12 protein-coding genes are annotated in these 12363 nt (G+C 70.0%); 8 read left to right on the forward strand and 4 right to left on the reverse strand.

The features are described 5' to 3' along the window. Positions 1 to 118 precede the first annotated feature (118 nt). On the reverse strand, positions 119 to 1084 hold the full coding sequence (locus tag DXK32_RS13790) for a peptidylprolyl isomerase (RefSeq protein ID WP_114859033.1): 966 nt from the start codon (positions 1082 to 1084) through the stop codon (positions 119 to 121). Between the two features lie 418 nt (positions 1085 to 1502). Here DXK32_RS13790 and secA point away from each other — a divergent pair, with 418 nt between their 5' ends. From secA to DXK32_RS13805, 3 genes are all read left to right on the forward strand, one after another. Then, positions 1503 to 4253: a preprotein translocase subunit SecA gene (gene secA, locus DXK32_RS13795; protein ID WP_114859034.1), complete on the forward strand. Its 2751-nt coding sequence runs from the start codon at positions 1503 to 1505 to the stop codon at positions 4251 to 4253. Between the two features lie 136 nt (positions 4254 to 4389). After that, the gene (mscL, locus tag DXK32_RS13800; RefSeq protein WP_114859035.1) at positions 4390 to 4836 is read left to right on the forward strand and encodes a large conductance mechanosensitive channel protein MscL; all 447 of its coding nucleotides are present in this window, start codon (positions 4390 to 4392) and stop codon (positions 4834 to 4836) included. 253 nt (positions 4837 to 5089) lie between these two features. Further along, a complete protein-coding gene (locus tag DXK32_RS13805) occupies positions 5090 to 6613 on the forward strand; it encodes a DEAD/DEAH box helicase (protein WP_247877136.1) in 1524 nt (507 codons plus the stop codon). 269 nt (positions 6614 to 6882) lie between these two features. Here DXK32_RS13805 and DXK32_RS13810 read toward each other — a convergent pair whose 3' ends face one another. Together DXK32_RS13810 and DXK32_RS13815 are read right to left on the reverse strand one after the other, a co-directional pair. After that, positions 6883 to 7890, reverse strand: a complete 1008-nt coding sequence (locus tag DXK32_RS13810; RefSeq protein ID WP_114859037.1) for a cobalamin biosynthesis protein CobD/CbiB — start codon at positions 7888 to 7890, stop codon at positions 6883 to 6885. A 7-nt stretch (positions 7891 to 7897) separates the two neighbouring features. Then, a complete protein-coding gene (locus tag DXK32_RS13815) occupies positions 7898 to 8461 on the reverse strand; it encodes an ankyrin repeat domain-containing protein (protein WP_114859038.1) in 564 nt (187 codons plus the stop codon). Between the two features lie 104 nt (positions 8462 to 8565). On the opposite strand from DXK32_RS13815, the gene DXK32_RS32655 reads away from it, so the two are divergent. From DXK32_RS32655 to DXK32_RS13825, 3 genes are all read left to right on the forward strand, one after another. Further along, entirely contained in the window at positions 8566 to 8712 is a 147-nt protein-coding gene (locus tag DXK32_RS32655; protein ID WP_205215714.1) for a hypothetical protein, read from the forward strand. An 83-nt stretch (positions 8713 to 8795) separates the two neighbouring features. Then, the gene (locus DXK32_RS13820; RefSeq protein WP_114859039.1) at positions 8796 to 9401 is read left to right on the forward strand and encodes a hypothetical protein; all 606 of its coding nucleotides are present in this window, start codon (positions 8796 to 8798) and stop codon (positions 9399 to 9401) included. A 104-nt stretch (positions 9402 to 9505) separates the two neighbouring features. After that, complete coding sequence (locus tag DXK32_RS13825) at positions 9506 to 10273, forward strand: sulfite exporter TauE/SafE family protein (RefSeq protein WP_114859040.1); 768 nt, start codon at positions 9506 to 9508, stop codon at positions 10271 to 10273. Positions 10274 to 10291: 18 nt separating this feature from the next. Here the strand turns inward: DXK32_RS13825 and DXK32_RS13830 are convergent, their stop codons facing one another. Continuing rightward, the gene (locus DXK32_RS13830; RefSeq protein ID WP_114859041.1) at positions 10292 to 11188 is read right to left on the reverse strand and encodes a methyltransferase domain-containing protein; all 897 of its coding nucleotides are present in this window, start codon (positions 11186 to 11188) and stop codon (positions 10292 to 10294) included. A gap of 92 nt (positions 11189 to 11280) precedes the next feature. On the opposite strand from DXK32_RS13830, the gene DXK32_RS13835 reads away from it, so the two are divergent. Together DXK32_RS13835 and DXK32_RS13840 are read left to right on the forward strand one after the other, a co-directional pair. Then, positions 11281 to 11547, forward strand: coding sequence for a flagellar biosynthetic protein FliQ (locus DXK32_RS13835; RefSeq protein WP_035669536.1), 267 nt, complete (start codon positions 11281 to 11283; stop codon positions 11545 to 11547). 25 nt (positions 11548 to 11572) lie between these two features. Beyond that, positions 11573 to 12316: a ComF family protein gene (locus DXK32_RS13840; RefSeq protein ID WP_114859042.1), complete on the forward strand. Its 744-nt coding sequence runs from the start codon at positions 11573 to 11575 to the stop codon at positions 12314 to 12316. Positions 12317 to 12363 lie beyond the last annotated feature (47 nt).

Raw genomic sequence — 12363 nt, forward strand, 5'->3', positions numbered from 1 at the left:
CCCTAACCCTCCCCCGCTTCGCAGGGGAGGGGACCAATCTCCCTCTCCCGCGCAGCGGGGGAGGGAAGGGGCCCGCGGCGTCAGCCGTGGGAAGGGTGGGGGCAACCGCTGCCGGACCTTAGTTCTTCTTCGGCTCTTCGGCCTTCGGAGCGCTCTGGGCCGGCGCGTCCGTGGCCGGCTCTTCCTTCGGCATCGGCGAGCCGTCGAGCTGGAAGGTCTCGACCTTGGCGACCTTGCGCAGGTCGTCGACGACGTTGGTCACGATGTCCTTGCTGAGCTGCTGCTCGAGCTGCGGCTTCACCTCGTCCAGGGTCGGCTGCGGCTGGGTGCGCTTGTCCTCGACCTTGATGATGTGCCAGCCGAACTGCGTCTTCACCGGCTCCTTGCTCACCTCGCCCTTCTTCATGGCGAAGGCGGCGTCGGCGAAGGGCTCGACCATCGTCTCCTTGGTGAAGTAGCCGAGGTCGCCGCCCTGCTCGGCGGCCACCGGGTCCTTCGACTTCTCCTTGGCCAGCTTGGCGAAGTCGCCGCCCTTCTTGAGCTGGGCGATGATCGCCTTGGCCTCGTCCTCCTTCTCGACGAGGATGTGGCTGGCCTTGACCTCTTCCTGGGCCGGGTTCTGCTTCAGGAAGGCCTGATAGGCCTCGTCCAGCTTGGCCGGGGTGATGCGCGACTGCACCTCCTTCTGGATGTAGGCGCGCTGCACCGCGCGCTCCTCGGCGCGCTTGATCTCGTCCTTGACCTCCGGCGTGCCGGCGAGGTTGGCCTTGTAGCCGGCCTCGGCCACCAGCTTGGAGTTCACCAGCTGTTCGATCACCGCCGGGTAGATCATCTCCAGCGGCATCTGCTGCACCTGCGGCGGAAGCTGGGCGACCATGCGCTGGACGTCGGAGCGGTGGACCGCCTCGCCGTTGACGCGCGCCACCACCGGATCGGCGTCCGCCGTGGCGGGAGCGGCCTGCGCGGCGGGGGCGGGCGTGGCCGCGGGGGCCGGAGTCGGCGCCGGAGTCTGGGCGTGTGCGGCCAGAGCGAGGCCGCAGGCGGCCATCGACAGCAGGGCGGCGCGGAACACTCGATTCACCATGGAGTCTTTTCCTTCCGGCGGATGTGTCTTGTCACGGTCAAGGGCATGACAGAACGTCTTATGATTGGCGGCGGCCGTTGATTTGGTGGCGGCTGTGCGGACGATCCGGCCCCGCGCCCGAATCCGCGGGGGATTAAGCATGGGTTCGCGGCGCGGGGCAAGCGGTCGTGATGCGCGGCCATGCCGCCGTCCTTCAGCCCCTTGCTTCGACCGTGTTCAAGGCGATATGGCGGCGGAACGGTGGTGCTTCCAGGGCGCGCCACACGCCGATCCCCGCCCCATGCAGGGCCGGCACCCCCACGATGCACCTCTCAAAGGGCCGGGCAAAGGGGCGGGTCTCGTTGACAGAAACTTGCTTCGGGCCTATGTGAGACCGGTCAAAAAGCCGGCTTCACGACGTTCCACCCCCGAGGTTTTCATGTTCGGTGCTCTCGCCCGCAAGATTTTCGGCACCGCCAACACGCGCACCGTCAAGGCGCTGCAAAAATCCGTCCAGCAGATCAACGCGCTGGAGCCCGAGTTGGCGGCGCTCTCCGACGACGCGCTGCGCGCCCGCACCGATTGGCTGCGCGGCCGGCTGTCGCAGGGCGAGACGCTCGACGCCATCCTGCCCGACGCCTTCGCCACCGTGCGCGAGGCGGGCAAGCGCGTGCTGGGGCAGCGGCACTACGATGTGCAGTTGATGGGCGGCATGGTGCTGCACCAGGGCAAGATCACCGAGATGCGCACCGGCGAGGGCAAGACGCTGGTCGCCACGCTGGCCGTCTATCTGAACGCGCTGGAAGGCAAGGGCGTCCACGTCGTCACCGTGAACGACTATCTGGCCTCGCGCGACAGCGCCTGGATGGGCCGCATCTACGGCTTCCTCGGCCTGACCACCGGCTGCATCGTGCACGGGCTGGACGACGAGGAGCGCCGCGCCGCCTACGCCGCCGACATCACCTACGGCACGAACAACGAATTCGGCTTCGACTATCTGCGCGACAACATGAAGTTCCGGCTGGAGGACATGGTCCAGCGGCCCTTCAACTTCGCCATCGTCGACGAGGTCGACTCGATCCTGATCGACGAGGCGCGCACCCCGCTGATCATCTCCGGCCCGTCGACCGACTCGTCGGAGATGTACGTGCAGGTCGACCGCCTGATCCCGCAGCTGACGCGGGACGACTACGAGATGGACGAGAAGAACCGCACGGTCAGCCTGTCCGAGGCCGGGCAGGAGCATATGGAACAGCTTCTGGCCGAGGCCGGGCTGCTGAAGTCGGGCGGGCTGTACGACATCCAGAACGTGGCGCTGGTCCATCACGCCCAGCAGGCCCTGCGCGCCTACACGCTGTTCCAGCGCGACAAGGACTACATCGTCAAGGACGACAAGGTCATCATCATCGACGAGTTCACCGGCCGCATGATGGAGGGCCGCCGCTATTCGGAAGGCCTGCACCAGGCGCTGGAGGCCAAGGAGAAGGTGACGATCCAGCGCGAGAACCAGACGCTCGCCTCCATCACCTTCCAGAACTACTTCCGCATCTACCCGAAGCTGGCCGGCATGACCGGCACGGCGATGACCGAGGCGGCGGAGTTCGCGGAGATCTACGGCCTCGAGGTCGTGGACATGCCGACCAACGTGCCGGTCCAGCGCAAGGACATGGACGACGAGGTCTACCGCAAGGCGTCGGAGAAGTACGACGCGATCATCGACCTGATCGAGGACGCCCGCAAGCGCCAGCAGCCGGTGCTGGTCGGCACCACCTCCATCGAGAAGTCGGAGCTGATCGCCGAGCTGCTGAAGAAGCGCGGCATCCCGCACAACGTGCTGAACGCCCGCCATCACGAGCAGGAAGCCTACATCGTCGCCCAGGCGGGCCGTCCGGGCGCCGTCACGGTCGCCACCAACATGGCCGGCCGCGGCACCGACATCCAGCTCGGCGGCAACGTCGAGATGCGCATCCAGATGGAGCTCGCCAACCTGCCGGACGGGCCGGAGCGCGACGCCAAGGTCAAGCAGATCGAGGCCGAGGTCGCCGAGGCGCGCGAGCTGGTCAAGCAGGCCGGCGGTCTCTATGTCGTCGGCACGGAGCGGCACGAGAGCCGGCGCATCGACAACCAGCTGCGCGGCCGTTCGGGCCGCCAGGGCGATCCGGGCGCCTCGAAGTTCTTCCTGTCGCTGGACGACGACCTGATGCGCATCTTCGGGTCGGAGCGCATGGACGGCATGCTGCAGCGCCTGGGCCTGAAGGAGGGGGAGGCGATCATCCACCCCTGGATCAACAAGGCGCTGGAAAAGGCCCAGACCAAGGTCGAGGCCCACCATTTCGAGGTCCGCAAGAACCTGCTCAAGTTCGACAACGTCATGAACGACCAGCGCAAGGTCGTCTATGAGCAGCGTCGCGAGATCATGGACACCGAGGACATCGCCGAGACCGTCCTGGAGATGCGCCATCAGGTCGTTTCCAACATGGTCAACAAGGCGATCCCGCCGAACTCCTACTCCGAGGCCTGGGACATCGCCGGCCTGCACGAGGAGGTGAACCGCCTCCTGGGCATGGACCTGCCGGTGGCCGACTGGGCCAAGGAGGAGGGCATCGCCGAGCCGGAGATCGAGGAGCGCGTCCGCGAGGCCGCGGACCGCAAGTATGCGGAGAAGGTGGATGCCTACGGCGCCGACACGATGCGCCATGTGGAGAAGAGCCTGCTGCTGCAGATCCTCGACCAGGAATGGAAGGACCACCTGCTCCAGCTCGACCATCTCCGCCAGGGCATTTCCTTGCGCGCCTACGCCCAGAAGGACCCGCTGAACGAGTACAAGCGCGAAGCCTTCGAGCTGTTCGAGACCATGCTGACCACCCTGCGCGAGCAGGTGACCGCCGTGCTGATGCATGTCGAGATCCGCATCGCTCCGCAGCCGGAGGAGCTGTACGCCCGTCCCCCGCAGGAGATGCACGAGGGCCGCGACGACCCGGCGCTGGCGATGGCGGAAGCGGGAGCCGGGGCCGCTCAGGGCTACCCGCCGGCCGACGCGCCGCTGCCCGCCGGCATGGTCCGCCGCGAGGCCGCCGCCTCGGTGGTGCCGGGGGCCGACCCCAACGCCTGGGCGAACACGCCGCGCAACGCGCCGTGCCCCTGCGGCTCGGGCCAGAAGTACAAGCACTGCCACGGCAAGGTGGCGTAAGCGCCGCCGCGAAGAACGCCGTCAGGAGTGTTCTGGGAGGGGGCTGGGCCGCAGGGTCCGGCCCCTTTCCTTTTGCGGTCCTGGAAACTTCGGCTGGGCTGTGGCGTTCTTCCCGACAACAAGCGGGAGCGCAGCCATGTTGCAGGAATTCAAGACCTTCATCAGCCGCGGCAATGTCGTGGAACTGGCCGTCGGCATCATCATCGGCGCGGCCTTCACCGGCATCGTCAACTCGCTGGTCAAGGACATGCTGATGCCGCCCATCGGCTGGATCATGGGCGGGATCGACTTCTCCAACTACTTCCTGAACCTGTCCGGCGGCCATTACGAGAGCCTGTCCGCGGCGGAGGCGGCGGGGGCGGCGACCATCAATTACGGCCGCTTCATCAACGCGCTCATCAACTTCTTCATCGTGGCGGGCGCGCTGTTCCTCATCGTGCGGCAGGTCAACCGCCTGCATTTCCTCCATGATTCCAAGCCGAAGGCGCCGCCCCGCCAGGAGGTGCTGCTGGAGGAGATCCGCGATGCGCTGCGCGCACGGCAGGCACCCGCCTCGGGGGACACGACGCGACCGGGGGCGTGAAAGAATCTTCTTGGATTGTGCAGCGCAACCCATTATGTAAGGCGTCTTGATCGCTGGAGGCTCGCGCGTCTCTTGAGCGAGACGCGCTTTGATATTTCGGGATGGCCTTCCTTGGGACCCGGCCACCCGTAGCTTCGGACAGACGCCTCTCCCTCTTCCGACCTCCTCCCGGCGAAAACGCCGGCGTTCCACCGCTCACCATCCTGGTGCGGCGGCCGTGCGCCGTCTTGGTCCTGAGGAAAGGTTACCCTACTTGTCGTCCATCGAAATGACCGCCGCTGACGCCCTCGTTGTCGAGACCGTTGCCACCGAGGCCTCTGTCACCGAGACCGCCGTCGCCGACGCAACCGTGACCGACACCACCGACACCGTTACCCCCAACGCTTTCGCCGGGCTGGGCGTCCATCCGCTCGTCGTGAAGGCGCTGGAGGCGTTCGAGTACAACACCCCGACCCCGGTCCAGGCCGAGGCGATCCCGCCGGCCCTGGAAGGCCGCGACATCCTGGCGACCGCCGAGACGGGCACCGGCAAGACCGCCGCCTTCATGCTGCCGGCGCTGACCCGCACCGTCGAGCTGCCGCGCCTCGGCGTCGCCGCCCCGCGCGTGCTGGTTCTGGCCCCGACGCGTGAGCTGGCCAAGCAGGTCACCGACGCGGCGCGCAAGTACGCCAAGTTCATGAAGTACAACATCGTGGACGTGGTCGGCGGCATGCCCTACCGCGACCAGCTGCGCCTGCTGTCGCGCGCGGTCGATGTCATGGTCGCCACGCCGGGCCGTCTGCTCGACCACGTGTCGCGCAACCGCATCGACCTCAGCGCCGTCGAGGTGCTGATCCTGGACGAGGCGGACCGCATGCTCGACATGGGCTTCCTGGACGATGTGGAAACCATCGCCAAATGCTGCCCGGACACCCGCCAGACGCTGCTGTTCACCGCCACGCTGGACCGCCGCATGGCCCAGCTCGCCGGTAACCTGCTGCGCAACCCGGTGCGCGTCGCCGTTGAAAGCGCCACCACCTCGGTGAACGTCGAGCAGCGCCTGCACCATGCCGACGACATGGACCATAAGCGCCGCCTGCTGAAGCACTTCGCGGACCTGCCCGAGGTCGGCAAGGCGATCATCTTCGCCGCCACCAAGCGCGACGCCGATGCGCTGGCCGAGGAGCTGAGCGACGCCGGGCACGCCGCCGCCGCCCTGCACGGCGACATGGACCAGTTCAAGCGCAACCGCACGCTCCAGCGCCTGCGCACCGGTCAGGTCCGCCTGCTGGTGGCGACCGACGTGGCGGCGCGCGGCATCGACGTGCGCGACATCACCCACGTCATCAACTTCGACCTGCCGCGCTCGGCGGAGGACTATGTCCACCGCATCGGCCGCACGGGCCGTGCGGGCGCCTCGGGCGTGGCGATCTCCTTCGCCGCCCGCGCCGACCGCGACGCCCTGTTCCGCATCGAGCGCTACACCGGCACCCGCCTCGACATCCACGTCGTTCCGGGCCTGGAGCCGCAGCGTCCGTTCCAGACCGGCGGCGGCGGTCGTCCCACGGGCCGTCCGGGTGGGCGTCCGGGTGGCGGCAACGGCGGCGGCTACAACAAGAAGCCGTGGGTGCGCAACGCCAACGGCGGTGCCGAGGGCGGCAAGCCGAACGGCGCTCCGGGTGGCCGTCCGCAGGGCCGTCCGATGAACCGCAACGAGCCTGCCCGCAGCGAGCATGGTGGTCACGCCCGCCGCGACTCGCAGGGCGGCAAGCCGGCGCACCGGGCGTCCAAGTGGTAACAGCGGTTCGCCGCTGACATGAAAAAGGCGCGGTCCTTCGGGATCGCGCCTTTTTTCTTGGGCGGGTCGCGGCGTGGCGGGCAAGACTTCACACGGATTTCACGGATCGATACACGGATTACACGGATTTTTTTTAATAATAGATATTGGAAACCTGTTTCTCTTGCGCGATGCACCAGGGATGGCAGTGGACGAATAAATAAAAATCCGTGTAATCCGTGAAATCGTCCGTGCAATCCGTGTGAAGTCTTGTTCCCCGCACCCGCGCCTCACAACCCCGCGATCCCCCACAGCAGCAGCGCCACCAGCAGCGCCAGGATCAATCCGGCCACGGCGTAGACCGCCAGCGCCCGCCCGATGTCGGCGGCGGTGGCGCGGGCGCGGCCGTCGCCGATCCAGGGTTCGGTGATGACCACGCCGCCGTCGCGGTGCGGCCCGCCCAGCGCCAGACCCAGCGCGCCGGCCATGGCGGCGGTCGGCCAGCCCATGTTGAGCGAGGCCGCCTTGCCGCCGTCCCGCATCATCGTGCGGAAGGCGCCGCCGGCCTTCGCTCCGGCAAAGGGCGCGGCCAGCGCCAGGAGAAGCGCGGCCAGCCGCGCCGGGATGGCGTTCAGCGCGTCGTCCAGCCGCGCCGCGGTCTGGCCGAAACGTTCGTGCCGCACGCCGGCGTGGCCCAGCGCGGTGTCGGCGCCGTCGACCACCGCCCAGACCAGCAGGCCGGGCACGCCCAGCAGGGCGTAGCCGAAAACCGGAGCCACCAGCTTGCGGGCGAAGCCCTTGGCGGCGGCCTCGATGGCGGCGCGGGCGATGCCGTGCTCGTCCAGGCTGAAGGCGTGGCGGCGGGTGAGGGGGGCGACGGCCTCCCGCGCCGGGGCGACGCCGCCCTTGTCCAGGGCGCGGCGCACCGCCCGCACCCGCGCCCAGGCGCTCCGCCCGCGCAGCGCGGCGAGGATCACCGCCAGTTCCAGCAGCCAGCCGCGGCTCTGCGCCCCGATCCGCTCGACGATCAGCCCGACGGCGACGGCGGCCAGCACGAGCGCCAGCACGACCAGCGCGCCGCGCAGCAGGCGGACGGTCTTGCCGCGCTCCACCCGGTTCAGCCGCCGGTCGGCCCAGGCGCAGACGCGCTGCGCCAGCGCCGCCGGGTCGGGCAGGACGCGGCCGATCTGGTCGCCCGCGGCGGCGTCGATGGCGAGGGCCAGCAGGAGCAGGAACAGCGGCCCCGGACCGTTCAGGGGGGCGGCGCCGAGGAGGGCGGTGAGCGGGGCGTCGCCCATCGCGGCCTCAGCGCGCGCCGGCCTGGCGCAGCAGGTTGGCCACGCGGGCGTTGCGGCTGTCCTGCGCCCAGCTCAGCGTCGTGCGGCCGGTGAAATCGGTGCGGTCGGCCTGCGCCCCGGCCTTCAGCAGCCGTTCCACCAGATCGACGCGACCATAGCGCGCCGCGGTCATCAGCGGGGTGATGCCCTGGCGGTTGTCCTGGTCGACCTTGGCGCCCTTGGCCAGCAGAAGGTCCACGGCCTCCGGCGTGTCGGCCTCCACCGCGTAGTGCAGCGGGGTGTTGCCGGCCTTGTCGGCGCGGTTGGGGTTGGCCCCGCCGTCCAGCAGCAGACGCACCAGCTCGGGATGGCCGTTGCCGATGGCCACCAGCAGGACGGGGCGCCCGGTGGAATCGACCTGATTCGGGTTCTCCCCCTTCAGCAGCAGCAGCCGCAGCGCGCTGGTGTCGTTGGACGTCACCGCCTTGACCATGGAGGGACCTTCCAGGAGGTTGATCTGGGCCAGGGCCGGCGCCGCGACGGGGGCGGTCAGGCCGAGGGCCAGCAGGCTGAGCATCAGCAACCGTTTCATGGCGCGTCCTTTTGTGCGATCCGTGTGTGATCCGTCTTTCGGCCGGGGATACTATCCAGTTTGGCCCGGTTTGGCGACGGCGTCCCGCTGCAATGGAGCCGCCCATGGTCCGCAACCCGCTCGCCCGCCACATTGCCCTGTTCCTGGCGGTGAAGGCCGCGCTGATCGCGCTGGGCCTGTGGTGGTTCCTCGGCGCCATGCCGGAGCCGCGCGGCGTGGTGACTCCGCCCGCCGCCGCGGCAAAGCCCTGACGCCGCCGGGTCTGCGAACGGGAACCTCCGCTCGGCGGCCATGGTTGAACAGCGACCGGGAAGCGCAACAGGGGAAGACCGCCATGACCTTCGAAAGCGATGCGAACGCGAACCGCTCCGCCAGCCATCTGCGCGGCGCCGTGCGCGAGGCCGTGGGCATCTTCGCCAGCCGCGACTCCCTGCAAAAGGTCGTCGACGAGCTGACCCTGGCCGGGTTCCAGCGCCATGAGCTGAGCGTGCTCGCCAACGACGAGACCATCCGCGACCATCTCGGCCATGTGCCGGAGCGGGCGGAGGACATCGCCCACGACCCCGACGCGCCGCGCCAGTCCTACGTCTCGCCGGAGGATGTCGGCAGCGTGAAGGGCGTGGCGGTCGGCTTCCCGGCCTATGTTGGGGCGATCCTGGCGACCGGTGCCGTCCTGGCGACCGGCGGCACGGCCCTGGCGGCGGCAGCCGCCGCCGCGGCGGCGGGGGTGGGCGGCGGCGCCATGGGCTCGGTCATGTCGAACTGGCTGACCGACAAGCGCAACGAGCCGATGCTCCAGCACCTCGACAAGGGCGGCATCCTGCTCTGGGTCAATCTGGCCGACGCCGGGCGCGAGCAGCAGGCGCTGGAGATCATGAACCGCCACGCCTCCCAGCCGGTGGAGGTGCATGAGGTGGCGCAGTCCGGCTCCGAGACCTGAGCCCGAAGACCGGCCCGGCGCGGGCTGGAGCGCGTTGACTCAGGTCATGGCCTTCGCGGCGGGCTTCCCCTATACACGGGCGGTCTTCCAACCGGAGGTCCGCCTTGGACGCCCATTCGGCCCTAACGCTTCTCGACGCCGGCCTCAACCAGTGCGCCGTCGTGATCGACCGCGACGGCGGGCTGCTGGTCGCGCTGCTGACCGCCGGGCTGGTCGGGGGATCGACCCATTGCGCGGGCATGTGCGGCCCCTTCGTGCTGGCCCAGGTCACCGCCCGGCTGGAGCAGGTCCCGGCCTCGCGGATGAGCGAGTTCCACCGGTTGGCCGGGGCGGCGGTGCTGCCCTACCATCTGGGGCGCGGCACCAGCTACACACTGATCGGCGCGGCGGCGGCGATGGTCGCCGGCCATGTCGGGGCGCTGCCGGGCTTGAAATGGCTGTCAGTGGCGCTGCTGGCCTTCGCGGCGCTGTTCTTCCTCGGCTATGCGGTGAAGGGGCTGACCGCCTGGGTGCCCAAGCTCGACGGCGCGGCGCAGCGCTGGTGGGGCGACCGGGTGTCCCGGCTGGCCCGCCCGCTGTTCGGCAACCCCACGGGCTGGCGCGGCTACGGGCTGGGGCTGGCGCTCGGCTTCATCCCCTGCGGTCTTCTCTACGGCGCCGTGGCGGTGGCCGCGGCCAGCGGCAGCGCGCTGACCGGCGCGCTGGGCATGGCGGCCTTCGCGCTGGGCACGCTGCCGAGCCTGCTGGCGGTCGGCCTCGCCGGGCATCTGGCGGGGCGCACCTGGCGCTCCGCGGTGGCGCGGGCGGCGCCGGTCATCATGGTGGTGAACGCCGGGGTGCTGGGCTGGATGGCGGTCCGGATGATCGGGTGACCGCCGTCCCGCTCTGGATTACCGGAGCTTTTCCGCCGACCCCTTCAGCGCCTCGCCCAGCGGGACCTCGCCGCAGCCGGGCTTGAGCGGCTGCTGCTGGCTCTCGTGCGGCGACCAGCCGGCGAGGTAAAGGATCTGGAAGGTCGCCTCGATGCGGCCGTCCGGCTCGGCGTAGCGCTCGGCGTAGCGGCGGGCGGCGTCGAACAGCAGGGCGCGGGTGGCCGGCACCTTGCGGCGGGCCAGCACGGCGTTGGTCTCGCCCATGCCGCGCAGGTCGCGCATCAGGCGGAAGGCGTCGCTGTAGGTGACGGTGATGACGTCGCTGTCCACCACCGGCAGGGCGAAGCCGGCGCGCTGCATCAGCCCGCCGACGTCGCGGATCTCGGCGAAGGGCGACACGCGGGGCGACACGCCGCCGGCCACCTCCATCTCCGCCTCGTACAGGCAGCGGCGCAGCTCCAGCAGCGTCTCCCCGCCCAGCATGGCCGCGCAGAAGAAGCCGTCGGGCTTCAGCGCCTGCCGCACCTGGACCAGCGCGCCCGGCAGGTCGTTGACCCAGTGGAGGCTGAGGTTGCTGACCACGAGGTCGAAGGTCTCCGGCACGAAGGGCAGGAACTCCTCGTCGGCGGCGACGGCCAGCGGACCGGCCCGCCGGGCGAAGCCGGGGGCGAGGTCGCAGGCCACCAGCGTCTCGACGCCCTTGCGCCCGCGCAGCGTCCGCCCCATCACCCCGTCGTGGGCGCCGAGGTCGAGCGCGGTGGGAAAGGGCCGGGCCACGTCCTCCAGCCGGTCGACGAGGCGTTCGGCGACCTCCTCGAACAGGAAGGCGTGCTCGGCAAAGGCGGGGACGGCGCGGTCGCGGCGGCGGCGGACGAGCGCGCGGTCGAAGACGGTCATGCTGTCGGGCGTGGTCATGCCCGCAATATAGCCCAGCCCCGGCGGGCTACAACCATCGGCGAAAGGGCGCCGTCGTGCTATGGTCGGCCGCGAACCTGCGGGAGCTTGCCATGGGCATCGAGGAAGCCATCGGCGCCACCTACGAGGCGCTGATCGTCATCATCAAGATCACCACCCCGGTCCTCGTCGTCACCACGGTGCTCGGCATGCTGCTGACCATTTTCCAGCAGGCGACCAACATCAACGAATCGACGTTGCAGCAGGACCTGAAGATCTTCGCGACGCTGGCCATCCTGTTCATCACCGGCCCGGCGATCTACATCGCGCTGCGCGACTACACCTTCGTGATCTTCGACCGCATCGCCGGCCTGAACTGACCTGAACGGAGAGGGGCGTGCCGCCATGGCCCTTCCGCAGCGGCTGGCGACCAGGGTTCTGGGGGGGATTCTCGACACGCTGCTGCCGCCGCGCTGCCTGTGCTGCGGCGGAGCGGTGGACCGGCAGGGCGGGCTGTGCGCGCCGTGCTGGAGCGGCTTGACCTTCATCGCGCCGCCCGCTTGCGCCTGTTGTGGCACGCCCTTCGACTTCGCGCTGGAGGGGGAGCCGCTGTGCGGCGCCTGCATCGCCGAACCGCCGCTCTTCGCCCGTGCCCGCGCCGTCCTGGCCTACGACGACGGCAGCCGCCCGCTGGTCCTGGGATTCAAGCACGGCGACCGCATCCACGCCGCCGCGGCCTACGGCGCCTGGATGGCCCGCGCCGGGGCGGAGCTGCTGGCCGACGCCGACCTGCTGGCCCCGGTGCCGCTGCACCGCCTTCGGCTGTTCCGGCGCCGCTACAACCAGGCGGCCCTGCTCGCCCAGGCGGCGGGCCGGCAGGCCGGGCGCCCGGTGATTCCCGACCTGCTGGTCCGCCGCCGCTCCACCCCGTCGCAGGGCGGGCTCGACCGCTCGGGGCGGCGGCGGAACGTCCAGGGGGCCTTCGCGGTCCGGCCGGGGCTGGAGGCGCGGGTGGCCGGCAAGCGCATCGTGCTGGTCGACGACGTGCTGACCACCGGGGCCACCCTGTCGGAATGCGCGCGGGTTCTGCGGCGCGCCGGGGCGGAGCGGGTGGACGCGCTGACCCTGGCGCGCGTCGTCAAGACGTGAGCCGGGAACGGGAGCCATGACAACGTGACGGGTGACGCCGTGCGGCG

The organism is Azospirillum brasilense (genome assembly GCF_003349955.1).
GTDB lineage: Bacteria > Pseudomonadota > Alphaproteobacteria > Azospirillales > Azospirillaceae > Azospirillum > Azospirillum brasilense_B.

Coding starts and splice junctions, on each gene's coding strand:
- DXK32_RS13790 (WP_114859033.1), bottom strand. CDS start 1,084: ATGGTGAATCGAGTGTTCCGCGCCGCCCTGCTGTCGATGGCCGCCTGC.
- DXK32_RS32655 (WP_205215714.1), top strand. CDS start 8,566: ATGGTCCGCAACCCGCTCGCCCGCCACATTGCCCTGTTCCTGGCGGTG.
- DXK32_RS13810 (WP_114859037.1), bottom strand. CDS start 7,890: ATGGGCGACGCCCCGCTCACCGCCCTCCTCGGCGCCGCCCCCCTGAAC.
- mscL (WP_114859035.1), top strand. CDS start 4,390: ATGTTGCAGGAATTCAAGACCTTCATCAGCCGCGGCAATGTCGTGGAA.
- secA (WP_114859034.1), top strand. CDS start 1,503: ATGTTCGGTGCTCTCGCCCGCAAGATTTTCGGCACCGCCAACACGCGC.
- DXK32_RS13830 (WP_114859041.1), bottom strand. CDS start 11,188: ATGACCACGCCCGACAGCATGACCGTCTTCGACCGCGCGCTCGTCCGC.
- DXK32_RS13820 (WP_114859039.1), top strand. CDS start 8,796: ATGACCTTCGAAAGCGATGCGAACGCGAACCGCTCCGCCAGCCATCTG.
- DXK32_RS13815 (WP_114859038.1), bottom strand. CDS start 8,461: ATGAAACGGTTGCTGATGCTCAGCCTGCTGGCCCTCGGCCTGACCGCC.
- DXK32_RS13835 (WP_035669536.1), top strand. CDS start 11,281: ATGGGCATCGAGGAAGCCATCGGCGCCACCTACGAGGCGCTGATCGTC.
- DXK32_RS13840 (WP_114859042.1), top strand. CDS start 11,573: ATGGCCCTTCCGCAGCGGCTGGCGACCAGGGTTCTGGGGGGGATTCTC.